The following is a 12,398-nucleotide window of genomic DNA, read 5'->3' on the forward strand; positions in this document are numbered from 1 at the left end:
CAGCGTGTTGCTTTTGTTGTGCGGGCTATTATAGCCAGCAGCAGCAACAAGCCGAGCAATTTATTAAACACGACAAAAACCAAGCGGCAGCCATGCTGCCGCTGATCCTGCCACTAAACCGCCAAAGCGCTGCTTAACACCCCCGTCATAAAGACTTAAAAAACAAGGCAATAAGCCAGCCAGAACAACAAGAAAGCCACCGTTTCACCCCTGGTAAACCGGGGGCAAAACGGTGGCTTATTGTGCCGCAAACAAGCGTTTACGTGTCGTAGAATATGTTAAACATACGCCACACTTTCTCTGCTTGGCATGACATGTCAGTGGGCTTGCTGCAGCAGACGGGGCTGTGCACCCAGGGTGGTAAAGCGCTGCTTTTCTCCATCGTGCAATACGGTGGCACAGGCTGTTGCCGGGTCGTGCGTAAAAAACAGGCGCCCGCCTGCGGCGGCCAACCGTTGCAGCAAGCTGCGCTTTTCATCGATCAGTTGTTCGGGAAAGCGGTCGTAGCCCATGGTAATCGGCACGTGTACCCACGGCACACCGGGGATCAGGTCGGCGGCAAACAGCAGCGGGCCGTCCGGCATCGGAATCTCGGTCAGCAGCATGCCCGGCGTGTGACCGTGCGACACGGTAAAGCGCCAGTCCTGCGGCAGGCACGGCGGCGGCAGTTCGCCATCGACCAGCACCAGGCGGCCGCTGGCTTCCAGCAAGGCGACCAGCTCCGGCACGAACGACGCCCGGTCGCGCGGGTGCGGGTTCAGCGCCCGCTGCCAGGCTTCACGCCCCACCACGAACTGCGCATTGGGGAACAGCAAGCGCGCCGGCCCGCCATCCCACGCGGCCAGCAGGCCGCCGGCGTGGTCGAAATGCAGGTGCGACAGCACCACCACATCGATATCTTCGTGGCGTACGCCCTGCTCTGCCAGCGCATCCAGCAGCACATGCTCGGCCTGCTGCACGCCGTAGCGGGCGCGCAGCTTGGGATCGAAGAAGGCGCCGATACCGGTTTCCAGCAAAATGCGGCGGCCATCGGCCTCTTGCACCAGCAGGCAACGACAGGCCAGCTCCACACGGTTGTCGGCGTCCGGCGCCAGCCAGCCGGCCCACATCGCACGCGGCGCGTTGCCAAACATGGCACCGCCATCCAGTTTTTGTGAATTGCCCAGCAAGGAAGTCAGGGTACGCATCGGCTTCTCCCGGAAAGATGACGTCACATTATCGAGCAAGTGCTTGAATATGTCATGCTGCAGGGCGATAAAAAGCCGACCCGGCAAGCAGGGTCGGCAACTGTTCGCCACAGTGTGGCTTATTTGATCAGCTTTTCCACTTTATCGGCGCGGTCGCCCGGTGCCGGGTGGCTGGACAGCACGCTGCTGCCGTTGCCGTACAGCGCGGCCAACTTGCGCAACGCAGACGGTGCGGCTTCCGGCTTGTAGTTGTGGCGTTTGAGGAAAGCCACCGCGTACGCATCAGCATCGTTTTCTTGCGATTGCGAGAACTGGGCGTGCAACACCTGTTCACTGAGGTCGCCCAGTTCCGACTCGGAGAATGCCGCCACATTGGCATTGCCGCTACCTGCGGCGGCCTTGCGCGCTGCCGACGCAGCATAAGCCACCTGCATCGCCTTCTTGCTGTGGCCCAGCTTCACGTGGCCGATTTCGTGGCCAATGACGTAGCGCACTTCGTCGTCAGTCATCTGGTCCAGCAAGCCGCTGTACACACGTACGGTGCCGTCGGCCATGGCGAAAGCGTTCACTTCTTTATCCAGGTATACCTTGAAATTCAGTTTCAGCCCGTCTTCGTTATTGAGACCGGCAACAATCTTGGCCAGACGCTTGCCGTAAGCGCTGCCAGCCGGTGCCACCTTGGCCTGTTTATCCAGCACCTTGCTGGATTCGGCAGCCATGGCCTGTACTTCGCTATCAGACAGCGTGGCCGACTTCACCAGATCGGTGCCTGCGCTCAGCAAGTTATTGAGATTGAAAGCGTTTACCGGTGCAGCCATCGCCAGTGACAGCAGGGAAACCAGAGCCAGTTTTTTCATTGTCATATGCCATAGTCAATTAAATGCGGCATTTTATTAGCCAGGCTTATTTATGTCTACAACAAAACCATAAGATATCCGTAAAAAACCCCGGGCTGGCCGGGGTGGGGTGTTAAACAGGGCTGTCAACGCGGCGCCGCGTCTGCAGGATGGCCGGCGCCCACTGCTCGCCCGGCCGCTTCTTGCGCGTGGCCAGCGTCAGGCCGGATGGCGCAAAGATGTTGATGTTGTGCGTGTTGGGCGTAGTGATCAGGTACTGCGCCTCGGTGGCTTTCAGGAAGCCGGCCACGCGATCGATGTTGAAGATGTCGAGGTGGGCGAACGGCTCGTCGATGAACACGAAGCCGGACGGGTTGGCCTCGTCCATCATCAGGCCGATCAGCATGATCAGCGACTTCATCACCTGCTGGCCGCCGGACGCCTCGCCGTCGTTCAGGCCCATCAGGCCTTTCTGGTCGAAGTTGAACTTCAGCACCAGGCCGGCCTGCGCCAGCACCGCGTCGTCGTTGCTCAGCGTCGGGAGCTCCACTTCCACGCCGATGCCGGCCAGCTCGCCCAGCCGCTTCACGTTGTGGCCGTAGGCGCGCACCGTGGCGCGCAGCTTGCCCAGATAGGCTTCGCGGGCGTCGCTGGTCAGGCCGGCGGCGCGCTCCACCTCGGCCTGGCGGCGCTGGCATTCGCGGGTAAGCGAGGTGAGGTCTTCCTGCAGCTTGTCTTTCAGCTGCAGCACCGCGTCGTCGCGCTCCCAGTCGCCGGCGGCCAACCTTTCTTCCAGATAGTTGATCTCGTGGCGCACGTCGGCGGCCGATTCGAACTCGTCGGCCAGCTGCGCTACAAAGGCGGCGTCCTGCGCGGCGGCCGGCAGATGGTTGCGGCAGTCGCGCAGCTCGGCCAGATGGCGGCGCAGAGCACGACGCGCCTGCTCCATGTCGGCACGTGCCTTGTGCTCGCGCTGCAGGCTGTCCTGCTCGCGCTGGCACACGCGGTCGTGGGCGATGCGGGCGTCGCTGTAACGCTGCTCGGCAGCGTCGCGCTCTGCCTGGGCGGCGGCCAACCTTTCGCCGGCCTCGGCCACCGCCTGCTTCAGGCTGTCGGCTTGCGCCGCCAGCGCGGCAAATTCTTCGGCGCGGCTATCCAGCAAACGGATGGCGTCCATGCCGGACAGGTACTCGGCCAGCTGCGCCGCGTCGCGGGTGCCGGCCACCAGCTGTTCCTCGTGGCGCAGGATGGCCACGTTCAGCGCTTTCAGCGCGTCGCGCAGCGCCTGCAAGCGGGCCTGGCGCGCGGCTTCGCCAAAGGCGAAATCGTGGGCAGGCACGCCGATGTGGCGCGCACCGCGGCGCTCGCGGAAGTAGCCTTCCGGCGTAATCCAGTCGCCGTCTTCGGCGGCACCGTCGGCCACGCTGGCCACGCGGCTGACGCGGTTCATCTGCTGGTACAGCCAGTCCGGCGCGTCGGCGGCAAAGCGCACCACTTCCAGCAGGCTGCCGCTGCGCGCACGCGGCGCGCTGGCGGTTTCCGGCACCACGAAGTGGCGGTAGCGCAGCTTCTCGCCCAGCTGCCAGGCGGCGCGGCGGTCGGCGGCGTCTTGCAGCAATACCACGTGGCGGTACGGTTTGAGCAGCGCTTCTACCGCGCCTTGCCAGCGGCTGTCGGTTACTTCCACGATGTCGGCCAGCATCTGGTGGCCGATGCCGGCTTCGTCCAGCGCGGCACGGAAGTGGCGCACGTCTTCCGGCGCCCGCGGCTTGCCGCCTTCCAGCGCGGCCAACTCGGCGCTGTAGCCATCGCGTTCGATCTTTTGCGCTTTCAGCGTGTCGCGCAGGCGCTCGTTGCCGTCGCGCAACGCGGCCAGCTTGTGGCCGAGCGTGGCGGCGTCTTCGCCGTATTCGCGGCTGGCCAGCGCTTGCAGGCGGTCGCGCTCTTTCAGCTGGCTGGCGATGTCGCGTTCAGCGTCGCGCGCCTGCATGAAGGCGTCCTGCGCCTGCTTGCGCACGGTCTCGGCGGCGTTACGCGCGGCCAGCGCGCTGCTTTCTGCCTCGCGCAGCGTGGCCACCAGTTGCAGCGTGTCGCGGTGCTGGCGGCTGACGCCCAGGTAATCGGCCTGCAGGCGGCGGTAGTCCTGCCACAGCTTGCCGGTGGCGGCGCGGCCATCGATCAGGCCCAGCACCGGCAGCGCCTCGTCGCGCAGGCGGGTGATGCGCTTGTTCAGCCCCACCCACTCCAGGTAGCGGCCGGCGCGGCTTTTCATCATCTCGACGCGGCCTTGCAGCGCCTCTTCCTGCCGTGCCAGCGCGGCCAACTCGGCCTCGGCGGCTTTCTGCTCGTCGCGGGCGTGCTGGTAGTTGGCCAGCACGTCCTTGTCGCCAAACACCTGGAACACCAGGTCCAGCAGCTGGCGCGGGCTGTATTCGGTGAGCTTGTCGGTATCGCCCTGCTCCAGCGCCAGCACCTCGGCCACGGCGGCGGTGAGGCCGGCACCTTCCAGGCGGCGGCGGTACTCCTGCACACCCAGCCACTGCACGCTGCCGTCGCCGATGGCCTGGTCCAGCGGCAGGTCGCCCTCGACGATGGCGTAGTGGCGCACCCAGTCGCCACCTTGTTTCTTGATACGGCACAGCAGGGTGACTTCCGGCTGCAGCAGCGGGAAGAACGGCGTCGGGTACAGGCCGCCCTGCAGGCTGCGCGGGTTATCCACCACGCCTTTCAGGAAGGCGTACGGTTCGCGGTTGTTGCGCACATAGCGCTTGTAGTCGCGTTTGCCGGAGCACTTGATCGCCAGCAGCGTACGCAGCGCGTCCAGCAGCGTGGTCTTGCCGGAGCCGTTGGGGCCGATGATGGTGACGATCTGCGCGTCCAGCGGCACGGTCAGCCGTTGCCAGAAGTCCCAGTGCACCATTTCTACCGATTTCATCTGGAACATCAGGCCTGCTCCTCGTGTGGCTTGTCTGTTTCTGCGCTGTCTGCGGCCAACCCCGGCGGGCCGTCCTGCAGCTGCTGCGCGGTAAGGTGCTGCGATAGCTGGCCGCGGCGGGCCAGCACGTCGGCCAGCGCGCCTTCGATGATGCGCGGCGCCAGCTGGCTGTAGTCGATCAGCACGTCCAGCAGCGGGCCCTCTACCAGCCAGCGGTTACGCCGCTGCAGGAAGCCCAGGTTCACCAGCCGGCCCAGGTTGGCGTTGAAGCGGGTTCGGCCGCCCAGCTGCTTGCCGAAGTCGGCGTACAGCGCGTCTTCCGACACGCCCACCGACACGGTATCGCCGGTTTCCAGCGGCTTTTGCGCGCCGAACATGTCGTGCTGGCCTTCCTTGCCGGCTTCCACGCGCGATACCTGGCGTTCGCGCTTGGGCAGGATGATCAGCGCCCACACGATCACCAGCAGCGCCACGCCATCGCGCGGCAGCGCCAGGTTGTTGTTAAGCCAGGCCTCGCCGCTGCCGAATACCGGCTCGGTGAGCGCCGGCAGCAGCGCCACGGTGATGTGCTCGGCGTAGGGGTTTTCTACCAGCTGCAAGCCGGCGGCGGCCAGGCGCTGGTCCAGCTCCTGGCGGAAGGTTTCGTCCAGCAGCGCGCGGCGCGCCAGCGCGTCGCTGCGCGGCAGCACGCGGTGCGCCAGCAGGCGCGCGATGAGGGTAGTGAGTTGTTGTTCCATTTACGGTTTCAGCGCTATCAGCCGCGCATCGGACAGCGTGGCGACTTCGGGGTGATCGGGGGTGATGACGGCGTCGCCACCAGCCAGTTGCAGCGGCAGGCGGGCCAGCGCGGCCACCACGCTCTGGTCGCTGCTGCTTTCCGGGTCGCCCAGCAGCGACAGCAGCGACAGGCGGTAGGCGGTTTCGTTGTAGCTGTCGGCCAGTACCGCGTCGGCAATGGGGAAGCCGTCGCCGGCCGGCTGCGCGTCCAGCCCCAGCTGCAGCAGGGTGTCGTACAGCGCTTCGGCTTCCAGCAGGCGCTCCATCTCGGGCGCGTCGGCGTCTTCGGCACGCGCCGCCTGCGGCAGTGCATTATCAGCGGCGGCCAACCTTTCGCGGCCCAGCAGTTCGAACTCGGCCACGTCGCCCAGCTCGGGGGTGGTCAGGAACGCCGGCTCCACGCCATAGCGCAGTGCGCCGTCCAGCAGGCCGGCCAGCGTGGCGCTGCCCAGGTGGCGCAGCCAGTCGGCAATATCGGTGGAGGTGAGGCCGGAGCTGCCTAGGTGCACGCGCTGTGCGGCCAACTGCGCCAGGCGGCGCTCGAAGGTGCCGGCAAGCGCCAGCATGCGGCTTTGCGCCAGCGCGATGGCCTGCGCCTGTTTCAGCGTGGCCAGGCTGAGCGTGTCGTCGGCGGTGAGGCTGCGCACCACGTCGGTGGAGCGCCCCACCCAGCGCCATACCGACTCCAGCCGGTGCTGGGCGGCGCGGATGCGGAATTCGGACTGGCTTTCCAGCGCGTCGGCAAACTCGGCGTGCAGCTCGTTCAGGCGCGCCAGCAAATGCTGCATGGCCTCGTCCGATACCTGCCCCACCGACTGGCCGGCGGCCACCTGGCTGGTAAGGTAGCCCAGTTCCACGTCGTCGCCGGCAAAGTCGATCAGCGTGGCCAGCGCAGCCAGGGCCACGCGCGCGCCTTCACTCAGCGCGTAGTGGCCGGCGTCGCTGTCGTAGACCAGCAGCTCGCCTTCGCGCAGGCGGCCGAGAATGGTGCCGAGTTTGGTGTCGTTCAGGTAGGCAAAGCGCTGGGCGATGTCTTGCGGCGTCCAGTACGGCGCATCGGCACGGTTGCCAAGCTCGCGCAGCACCAGCAGGCGCATCAGCACTTCTTCGTCACCGCCGCGGAACAGCGTGACGAATACCGCCAGGTAGGGCCAGGCTGCGCTCAGGCGCGATAACGCCGGCAGGCTGTCCGGGGCCATGCCCGGGCGGAAGAAATCGGAGAGGGAATCCAAGGAAACAATCCGGTCTGCAGAAACAGACCGGATTGTCAGAGCGGGATGACTTACTCGTCAATGGCGACGGTATCGCCGGCGGCATCGGCCACCGGGGCACCGTCAGCCGGGGCCGGCTGGATCACGGCGGCAGCGGCCTTGGCCAGCTTCAGCGCGCGGGCGGCTTCTTCGGCTTCCTGGCGCGCCTTGCGTTCGCGTTCGCGCAGTACCTTGATGTACTCGTTCATCGCGAATACCAGGTCACGGGTGCCTTCGCCGGTCAGGCCGGAGATCACAAAGTAACGCTGCGCGTTCATGTCGAAGCCGAAGCGGTCGTCCGGCTGCTGTTGTGGCCAGTCGTAGGCTTCCAGGAAGGCTTTCACCTTCTCGTCGCGCTCTTCGTCCAGCAGCATGTCGACTTTGTTCAGCACCAGCCAGCGCGGCTTGTGGTACAGCTCTTCGTCGTACTTTTTCAGCTCTTCGACGATGGCACGCGCCTCGCGCACCGGGTCCACTTCTTCGTCGAACGGGGCCAGGTCCACCAGATGCAGCAGGATGCCGGTACGCTGCAGGTGCTTCAGGAAGCGGTGACCCAGGCCGGCGCCTTCGGCCGCGCCTTCGATCAGGCCCGGAATGTCGGCGATGACGAAGCTGGAGGTGTCATCCATGCGCACCACGCCCAGGTTGGGGTGCAGCGTGGTGAACGGGTAGTCGGCCACTTTCGGCTTGGCGGCGGACACGGAACGGATGAAGGTGGACTTGCCGGCGTTGGGCATGCCCAGCAGGCCGACGTCGGCCAGCACTTTCAGTTCCAGCTTCAGGTTGCGGATCTCGCCTTCTTCGCCACGGGTGAACTGGCGCGGGGCGCGGTTAACCGAGCTCTTGAAGTGGATGTTGCCCAAGCCGCCCTTGCCGCCCTTGGCCAGAATCACTTCTTGGCCGTTGTGGGTGAGGTCGGCCACGATTTCTTCGCTGTCGGCGTCGATGATCTGGGTGCCCACCGGCATGCGCAGGTACACGTCTTCGGCGCCCTTGCCGTAGCAATCGGCACCACGGCCGTTTTCGCCGTGGCCACCCAGGTACTTCTTAACGAAGCGGTATTCCACCAGGGTGTTGATGTTTTCATCGGCAATGGCGATCACGCTGCCGCCACGACCACCGTCGCCACCATCCGGGCCGCCGCGCGGCACGAACTTCTCGCGACGGAAACTGCAGCAGCCATTGCCGCCCTTGCCGGCACGCACTTCAATGCGTGCTTCATCGATAAACTTCATGGAACCTCCAGTATTGCCGAGGAGTCAGGCGCAAACAGCCGCCAAGGTTGGCCGCAGCCGCTTGCGCCTCACACCTCAGTAAGGTATGTCAAACAAAAAAGCCCTATCACAGGATAGGGCTTTTTTCCGTCAACGCGAGATTACTCGGCGTCAACACCGGTGTACGGAACAACGGTAATGGTCTTGCGGTTGAAGGAGCCTTTAACGGCGAATTCAACGTAACCATCCACCTTGGCGAACAGGGTGTGGTCTTTGCCCATGCCGACGTTTTCGCCAGCGTGGAACTTGGTACCGCGCTGACGCACGATGATGGAACCTGCCGGGATCAGTTCGCCGCCGTAAACCTTAACGCCCAGGCGTTTGGCTTCGGAGTCACGACCGTTGCGGGAGCTACCGCCTGCTTTTTTGTGTGCCATGTCTGTTTATCCTTACTTGGAAATCGCGTCGATGCGGATTTCGGTGAAGTTTTGACGGTGACCTTGGTGCTTCTGGTAGTGCTTACGGCGACGCATCTTGAAGATACGTACCTTTTCGCCACGACCGTGGGCAACAACGGTAGCTTGTACTTTTGCGCCAGCTACCAGCGGGGCACCTACGGAAACCTGATCACCGTCCACAACCATCAGCACTTCTTCCAGTACGATTTGGCTGTCGATGTCTGCAGGTATCTGTTCTACTTTGAGTTTTTCGCCAACGGCAACTTTGTATTGTTTACCGCCAGTTTTTACGACCGCATACATTCGTATAGCTCCTAATATTCTGTCCACGCGCGGTGTGCGCGAGGAACGCAGCACTATACGCAAGTGCCTGTTTGCTGTCAATTTTTTCTGTAGAACTACACGCCGCAACAGGCCGGCAATGGCAAGACCAGCGTGATATCTGCTAATATCGCGCGGTTTTCCAGCCAATTCCGATAAAGAACACGGTCGCGATGTCTTCTACCCCGCACTTCCGCACGCTTGTAGCCGGCGACATGAACACGGTCGATCAGGCCATCCGCCAGCGCCTGCACTCCGATGTTGTCCTGATCCGCCAGGTAGCCGAGTACATCATCTCGGCCGGCGGCAAACGCCTGCGTCCGATGCTGACGCTGCTGGCCGGCCGCGCGCTGGGTTACGGCGACAAGCACCTGTTCGAGCTGGCGGCGATGATCGAATTCATCCACACCGCCACCCTGCTGCACGACGACGTGGTGGACGAGTCCGACATGCGCCGTGGCCGCCAGACCGCCAACGCGCTGTTCGGCAACGCTGCCAGCGTGCTGGTAGGCGACTTCCTGTACACCCGCGCCTTCCAGATGATGGTGTCCACCGGCAGCATGCGCATTCTGGAAGTGATGGCCGACGCCACCAACATCATCGCCGAAGGCGAGGTCCTGCAGCTGCTGAACATCGGCAACGTGGACGTCAGCGAAGACGACTACCTGAAAGTGATCCAGTACAAGACCGCCAAGCTGTTCGAGGCCGCTACCCGTGTCGGCGCCATCATCGCCGCCGCCACGCCGGAGCAAGAGCAAGCGCTGGCCGAGTACGGCATGCACCTGGGCACCGCCTTCCAGATCATCGACGACGTGCTGGATTACAGCGGCGACGCCGCCACCATCGGCAAGAGCCTGGGTGACGACCTGGCCGAAGGCAAGCCCACGCTGCCGCTGATTTACACCATGCGCCAGGGCCCGGCCGACGCCGCCAGCGTGGTGCGCGAAGCGCTGGAAGCGGCCAACCGCGAGCGTTTCAATGACGTGCTGGCTGCGGTACAATCCTGCGGCGCGCTGGACTACGCCCGCCGTGAAGCCGAAAAAGCCGCCGAGCGCGCGGTGGCCGTGCTGGCCCCGCTGCCCGACAGCGAACACAAGGCGGCGCTGGTGGAAATCGCCCGCCTGTCGGTAGCGCGCAACGCCTGACCAGGCAACGTTTTCTGGCTGTCCCTGTAGTTAAATGGATATAACGGCCCCCTCCTAAGGGGCAGTTCTGGGTTCGATTCCCGGCGGGGGCGCCACCCCGACCTGCACGCCACCCCGCCGGGTGGCGTTTGTCTTTCCGAACACGGAGTCATACACATGAACCTGCTGCAACGCCTTGCCCTGCTCGCCGTCATCGGCGTGGTACTGTCCGTCGCCATCCACCATTACACCCAGCCGCAAGCCGCGGCCAACGCCACCGCCAGCCAGGCGCAGTAAGCCCGCGCCATGCGCATGATCGCCCAGGGCTGCCTGCCGGCGGCCTTTCGCCCGTGGCCGGACCACCCGCTGTACCGCAGCCTGGCGCCGTGGCAGGCGCTGCAGCCGCAGGGTTGGCCGCAACAGGCCGACTTCGACCGCCTCACCGCCCACGCCCGGCAGCTGGGCCAGCCGCTGCCGCCCGGACTGCGCTTTGCCTGCGACCTCGACCCCGCCCTGTATTACGAAATGCACATCGGCGAACACGGCGAGGTACCCACCCGCACACAAAACTGGCACGACTGGTTTGGCGCGCTGGCGTGGCTATCGTGGCCGCGCAGCAAGACCGAGCTGAACGCCCGCCACGTACGCGCCATCGAGCGCGGCGAGGTGGGCCGCGGCCCGTTCCGCGACGCGGCCACCTTGCTGGATGAATGCGGGGTGATCGTGCCGGTCGCCGACCCGGCACTGGCAACTGCACTACAAGCCATGGATTGGCAAACGCTGCTGGTGACGCACGCCGGCGCCTGGGGCACGCGCATCGACACCCACGTGCTGGGCCACGCGCTATTCGAACAGGGGCTGGCCATGCATATCGGCTGGTGCGGCAAGGCGCTGCTGCTGCCGGTAGACCCGGCCTTCTTTACGCTGGACTACACGCAGCGCCAGCAACAGCTGGACGCCCGCCTGGCCGCCCTGCTGCAGGACGACAGCTGGCTGACCCGCCCGCGCGCCCTGCTGCCGCTACCGCTGCTGGGCCTGCCCGGCTGGTGGCCGCAACAGGATGCGGCCTTCTACGCCAACACCACTTACTTCCGCCCCACGCGGCGGGCAAACGCCGCCACCGATACCTCGCCCAGCTGAGCCATGGCCGGGCCCAGCAAGGCCTCGACCTCGGCAGCGATGTCGTCGTCCTGCGCGTGCTGCTCCGGCCGGTACACAAACAGGCGGAACAATTCAGCCAACGGAATCTGCTCGGCGCGACGCAGCAGCGCCCAGCCATCGCGCGCGCCGCGCTGCACGTAACCGGCTTGCGCCAGCCGGTCCAGCACGCTGCCCAACTCGTCGTAGCCCACCTTCACCTCGCGGCGCAGGTCTTCCGGCCGCAGCGCACGGCCTTCGTCCTGGGCGCGATCCAGCATCACCAGCACTTCGACTGCATCCAGAAAACGGCGGCGCGGCTCGTTACGGCGCTGCCAGGCCCCGCCTTCCCAGTACGAGAACGACGCCGTCAACACCGCGCCCGCCAGCACCACCAGCCACAGGCAGAACAGCCACAGCAGCAGGATCGGCACGCTGGCAAAGGCGCCGTACACCAGCTGGTAGCTGGCGATCTGGCCGATGTAAAAGCCGAAGCCCAGCTTGGTGATTTCCAGCAGGATGGCGGTGAGCAGGCCGCCCAGCATGGCGTGCTTTACCGGCACGTAGCGGTTGGGCACGATGCGAAACACCAGCGACAGCACCAGCATGGTCAGCGTGACGCTGCCCACTGACTGCAGGGTCTCGTCCAGCAGCGGCGAAATGCGCTCGATATGCGTCAGCTTGAACAGCAAGCGCCAGCCCAGCAGGCCGCCGCCCAGCGCCAGCGGCCCCAGCGTCAGCACCGTCCAGTACACCATGCTCTGCTGCAGCCACGGCCGCGCGCGGCGCACGCCCCAAATGCTGTTGAAGGTGCGCTCCACGGTAGCCATCAGCATCAACGAGGTGGCACCCAGCATCACGATACCGGCGGCGGTAAGCTTTTCGGCGTTGTCGGCAAACTGGCGCATGTACACCGAAATCACCTTGCCGGCGAATTCCGGCACCAGCGTGGACAGCAGCATCACCTTGAAGCGGGTGCTGTAGTCGGAAAACACCGGAAACGCCGACATCACCGTCAGCGCGATGGTCAGCAGCGGCACCAGCGCCAGCAGCGTGGTAAAGGTAAGGCTGCCGGCCACCTGCATCACGCGTTGTTGCGCCAGACGGCGGCGCAGGAAGGCGGCAAAGCCCCAGAACGACAATGGCTTGGTCACGATAA

The 12,398-nt window shown here is 64.9% G+C and carries 11 protein-coding genes and 1 tRNA gene; 3 read left to right on the plus strand and 9 right to left on the minus strand.

The features are described 5' to 3' along the window. Positions 1-317: 317 nt before the first annotated feature. From ACK4FZ_RS05755 to rplU, 8 genes are all read right to left on the minus strand, one after another. Positions 318-1,187, minus strand: a complete 870-nt coding sequence (locus ACK4FZ_RS05755) for an MBL fold metallo-hydrolase (RefSeq protein ID WP_409818747.1) — start codon at positions 1,185-1,187, stop codon at positions 318-320. Between the two features lie 119 nt (positions 1,188-1,306). Continuing rightward, positions 1,307-2,044 carry a M48 family metallopeptidase gene (locus ACK4FZ_RS05760; protein WP_409818749.1) on the minus strand — a complete coding sequence of 246 codons (738 nt, stop codon included), beginning with the start codon at positions 2,042-2,044 and terminating at the stop codon, positions 1,307-1,309. Positions 2,045-2,156: 112 nt separating this feature from the next. Further along, entirely contained in the window at positions 2,157-4,967 is a 2,811-nt protein-coding gene (locus ACK4FZ_RS05765; protein WP_409818751.1) for an AAA family ATPase, read from the minus strand. Beyond that, positions 4,967-5,695, minus strand: coding sequence for a hypothetical protein (locus ACK4FZ_RS05770; protein WP_144372735.1), 729 nt, complete (start codon positions 5,693-5,695; stop codon positions 4,967-4,969). The genes ACK4FZ_RS05765 and ACK4FZ_RS05770 overlap by 1 nt, the downstream gene beginning before the upstream one ends. Further along, complete coding sequence (locus ACK4FZ_RS05775; protein WP_240802194.1) at positions 5,696-6,967, minus strand: hypothetical protein; 1,272 nt, start codon at positions 6,965-6,967, stop codon at positions 5,696-5,698. A 50-nt stretch (positions 6,968-7,017) separates the two neighbouring features. Then, positions 7,018-8,220, minus strand: a complete 1,203-nt coding sequence (gene obgE / locus ACK4FZ_RS05780; RefSeq protein ID WP_409818754.1) for a GTPase ObgE — start codon at positions 8,218-8,220, stop codon at positions 7,018-7,020. 140 nt (positions 8,221-8,360) lie between these two features. Next, a complete protein-coding gene (rpmA, locus tag ACK4FZ_RS05785) occupies positions 8,361-8,636 on the minus strand; it encodes a 50S ribosomal protein L27 (RefSeq protein ID WP_017508668.1) in 276 nt (91 codons plus the stop codon). A 12-nt stretch (positions 8,637-8,648) separates the two neighbouring features. Next, the gene (rplU, locus tag ACK4FZ_RS05790) at positions 8,649-8,960 is read right to left on the minus strand and encodes a 50S ribosomal protein L21 (RefSeq protein ID WP_144372737.1); all 312 of its coding nucleotides are present in this window, start codon (positions 8,958-8,960) and stop codon (positions 8,649-8,651) included. Between the two features lie 191 nt (positions 8,961-9,151). On the opposite strand from rplU, the gene ispB reads away from it, so the two are divergent. The 3 genes from ispB (at position 9,152) to ACK4FZ_RS05805 (ending at position 11,242) form a co-directional block, all read left to right on the plus strand. Next, the gene (gene ispB / locus ACK4FZ_RS05795) at positions 9,152-10,123 is read left to right on the plus strand and encodes an octaprenyl diphosphate synthase (RefSeq protein WP_409818758.1); all 972 of its coding nucleotides are present in this window, start codon (positions 9,152-9,154) and stop codon (positions 10,121-10,123) included. A gap of 20 nt (positions 10,124-10,143) precedes the next feature. Further along, positions 10,144-10,218 (plus strand) — tRNA-Arg (locus ACK4FZ_RS05800). A gap of 190 nt (positions 10,219-10,408) precedes the next feature. Continuing rightward, positions 10,409-11,242 (plus strand): DUF3025 domain-containing protein, encoded by an 834-nt coding sequence (locus ACK4FZ_RS05805; protein WP_409818760.1) that lies wholly within the window; start codon positions 10,409-10,411, stop codon positions 11,240-11,242. Here the strand turns inward: ACK4FZ_RS05805 and ACK4FZ_RS05810 are convergent. Further along, complete coding sequence (locus ACK4FZ_RS05810) at positions 11,188-12,393, minus strand: YihY family inner membrane protein (protein ID WP_144372740.1); 1,206 nt, start codon at positions 12,391-12,393, stop codon at positions 11,188-11,190. The two genes, ACK4FZ_RS05805 and ACK4FZ_RS05810, sit on opposite strands and share 55 nt — an antisense overlap. Positions 12,394-12,398: the final 5 nt, after the last annotated feature.

The sequence above is a fragment of the Vogesella sp. genome (genome assembly GCF_046297735.1).
Lineage (GTDB): Bacteria > Pseudomonadota > Gammaproteobacteria > Burkholderiales > Chromobacteriaceae > Vogesella > Vogesella urethralis.

Coding starts and splice junctions, on each gene's coding strand:
- ACK4FZ_RS05760 (WP_409818749.1), bottom strand. CDS start 2,044: ATGAAAAAACTGGCTCTGGTTTCCCTGCTGTCACTGGCGATGGCTGCA.
- obgE (WP_409818754.1), bottom strand. CDS start 8,220: ATGAAGTTTATCGATGAAGCACGCATTGAAGTGCGTGCCGGCAAGGGC.
- ACK4FZ_RS05805 (WP_409818760.1), top strand. CDS start 10,409: ATGCGCATGATCGCCCAGGGCTGCCTGCCGGCGGCCTTTCGCCCGTGG.
- rpmA (WP_017508668.1), bottom strand. CDS start 8,636: ATGGCACACAAAAAAGCAGGCGGTAGCTCCCGCAACGGTCGTGACTCC.
- ACK4FZ_RS05770 (WP_144372735.1), bottom strand. CDS start 5,695: ATGGAACAACAACTCACTACCCTCATCGCGCGCCTGCTGGCGCACCGC.
- ACK4FZ_RS05765 (WP_409818751.1), bottom strand. CDS start 4,967: ATGTTCCAGATGAAATCGGTAGAAATGGTGCACTGGGACTTCTGGCAA.
- ispB (WP_409818758.1), top strand. CDS start 9,152: ATGTCTTCTACCCCGCACTTCCGCACGCTTGTAGCCGGCGACATGAAC.
- ACK4FZ_RS05755 (WP_409818747.1), bottom strand. CDS start 1,187: ATGCGTACCCTGACTTCCTTGCTGGGCAATTCACAAAAACTGGATGGC.
- rplU (WP_144372737.1), bottom strand. CDS start 8,960: ATGTATGCGGTCGTAAAAACTGGCGGTAAACAATACAAAGTTGCCGTT.